The organism is Megasphaera sp. NM10 (genome assembly GCF_000417505.1).
Classification (GTDB): Bacteria; Bacillota; Negativicutes; order Veillonellales; family Megasphaeraceae; genus Megasphaera; species Megasphaera intestinihominis.
This window is the reverse complement of the sequence record NZ_APHY01000062.1, coordinates 1-1,328: the sequence shown is the minus strand read 5'-3', so window position 1 is coordinate 1,328 and position 1,328 is coordinate 1. Positions and strand designations below refer to the sequence as shown.

Annotated in this window: 1 protein-coding gene; it reads right to left on the bottom strand. The window is 39.3% G+C overall.

Translation table 11 applies throughout. The features are described 5' to 3' along the window. Window positions 1–368 precede the first annotated feature (368 nt). On the bottom strand, window positions 369–1,328 hold a 960-nt coding region (locus tag NM10_RS09870), incomplete at its 5' end, for a hypothetical protein (RefSeq protein ID WP_020311432.1).

Genomic DNA, 1,328 nt, shown 5'->3' with positions numbered 1-1,328 from the left:
TCTGTGCCAGACTTCGTCATGTTGCCGCCTCGGAATGGGGCTCAAAACGCTATATGGACATGGAGCATCTATTCAAGATGGAAATTGAGCAGCCAAATGACGAGGAAAATCCATATATCTGATTACGATATTTACTGGCGGATGAAATGAATTTGCGAAAGAATCTTGACACTACCTCCATATTTTTTATCTAATGCCAATAAACATTCATATCCCAATAAAACTCATACCCTTCCGCATATAATAAGAAAATACGTTCGTCAATTTATATTTAGTCTATTGCAAAACAAATATCGTGTCAAGGCATCTCTATACTGCTGCCAAAAAACAATCCGGCCCAGTGATTCACGGCAGCCGGATTGTTTTTATCATTTCGTTTTAAATATTTTGTTCCCCACTATCCGCATAAGATCCGCCGTTCCCTGTCTCATCAAACTGATTTCTGTGGTATGCAGATAGCGATTGACGACTTGGTTCCATTTCCAGTTATTGTAGATGGACTGGACCGCTAAGGGAATAAGGATGAGGCCCCATAATCCTAAATGGAAGTAGGCTAGTCCGATATAGGTGGCACTGATACTGATGACGCCAAAGAAAATGAAGCTGAAGGTATATGGCAGCTTATTCATTGTCACGATAAAGGCCGCGGAATTACGATGCCGACTTAATAGATACATGGAAAAAGCTAATACGAGAAAAGAAGATTTTTCAATAATAAAATCATGCCGCAAAAGCTGTACAATGGGAATACCGACGAGGATAAAACCAATGACTCCCCAAAAACTGAGATGAAAGGTACAGGCCATGGATTTAGCATATAATTGCCGCATTAACTTCCGATTTTTAGAAACATAGGCAGATTGAATCGCCGGGAAATAAGCTCCAAACATCCCATTAGCAATCCCTAAAAGGGCATTAATGACTTGCATGGAAAAAGAATAGATGCCTGTTTCATATAAAGTAAGGAAGCTGCTGCTCATAAGCACTGTCGCCTGTCCTGTCAAATAGAAAGTAACCGTAACCAGCCCATCCCGCCAGGCATTAGGCCACATCATAGCTAAGACATGGCGTTTGGAATATTCATTTTGGTGATGAAATCGAAGGAATAATTCATCGAAATGATGGGTTTTAATCAAATAATGCTTACAAAGAAACCGGGTAACAAAGCCACTCACAAAATAAGCAACACCTAAACTTAAAATGCCAAATCCACTAATCAAGCCGATAGTACCCAAAATCAAAAAGAAAGCTTTCGCTAAAATATTTGCTTTATTTTTATGAAAAATATCCCAATCCMACCAGACGACAGCATAATAGCCAATATAAAG